1 protein-coding gene is annotated in these 943 nt (G+C 48.4%); it reads left to right on the forward strand.

Going from position 1 to position 943, the window contains the following annotated elements; translation table 11 throughout:
- Positions 1–943: AAA family ATPase (locus A3G19_RS05085; RefSeq protein WP_294870942.1), on the forward strand; the 943-nt coding region annotated here is incomplete at both ends.

The following is a 943-nucleotide window of genomic DNA, read 5'->3' on the forward strand; positions in this document are numbered from 1 at the left end:
TGCATCGAATCAGCTCAAGCCAGCCCTCGCTTCGGGAATTCTCAAGGGTATGGGGGCGACGACTCATGCCGAGTATAGAACGGTGTTTGAAAAAGATCGAGCTCTCAGCCGTCGTTTTTCTCGTATCGAGGTGGGAGAACCGAGTGCAGATGAGAGCTTTTTGATTCTCAAGGGACTCCGCGCGCGGTATGAAAAACATCATGGGGTAAAATACACCGATAAAGCGCTCCGTAGTGCGGTAGAACTCTCAAAAAAATACATTACCGACCGTTTTTTACCGGATGTGGCGATTGATTTGATCGATGAAGCCGGGGCATCATTTCATCTCAAAACCCATAAACGTACCACGATTACTCCGCATGATATTGAGACGGTAATTGCTAAAATGACGGGGATACCTACTTCAAAAATGGGAACGGATGAGCGTGAAAAACTCGCATCCTTGGAGACAGAGCTTAAAGCGCTTGTCATCGGTCAGGATCAGGCGATTGAGCAGGTGATCAAATCCATTAAACGCTCGTTCGCCGGCCTCAGTGCTGTCCATAAACCGATCGCATCCTTTTTGTTTTCCGGTCCGACCGGAGTTGGTAAAACCGAGTTGGCGAAATCGTTGGCTGAAACGATGGGGATCTATTTTGAGCGGTTTGATATGTCCGAATACATGGAAAAACACGCCCTTAGCCGTCTCATAGGTGCCCCTCCGGGGTATGTAGGATTTGAGCAGGGGGGATTGCTGGTCGAGACCGTACGAAAGCACCCGTACATGGTATTACTGCTCGATGAGATCGAAAAAGCTCATCCCGATTTGATCAATGTATTGCTTCAGGTGATGGACAGTGCGACATTGACCGATAACACGGGCTTTAAAGCCAATTTCGCCAATGTTGTCCTCGTTATGACCTCGAATATCGGAGCCAGTGAACGTACCGTAATGGGATTCAAT

Source organism: Sulfuricurvum sp. RIFCSPLOWO2_12_FULL_43_24 (assembly GCF_001829605.1).
Lineage (GTDB): Bacteria > Campylobacterota > Campylobacteria > Campylobacterales > Sulfurimonadaceae > Sulfuricurvum.